The organism is Variovorax sp. LG9.2 (assembly GCF_035018885.1).
GTDB lineage: Bacteria > Pseudomonadota > Gammaproteobacteria > Burkholderiales > Burkholderiaceae_C > Variovorax.
Genome location: NZ_JASJXB010000147.1, coordinates 1 through 207, shown reverse-complemented (window position 1 = coordinate 207; position 207 = coordinate 1). Strand labels below are relative to the sequence as shown.

The 207-nt window shown below is 56.5% G+C and carries 1 protein-coding gene; it reads right to left on the bottom strand.

Annotated features, from left to right (window positions below; all coding sequences use genetic code 11):
• The coding region (locus QN413_RS27295) for a DDE-type integrase/transposase/recombinase (RefSeq protein ID WP_416352262.1) at window positions 1-207 on the bottom strand (207 nt) is incomplete at both ends.

Genomic DNA, 207 nt, shown 5'->3' with positions numbered 1-207 from the left:
AAGGTGGAAGTACTCCGCCTTGAGGGTGCCAAAGAAGCTTTCGATCACAGCATTGTCAAAGCAATTGCCTCTTCGGCGCATGCTTTGCGTTACCCCGCGATGCGCAAGCATCGCCCGGTATGGCTGCATCTTGTAATGCCAGCCTTGGTCCGAATGCACGGTCAGTCCAGCGACGTGTTTGGCCCGCGCAAGTGCCACATCCAACGT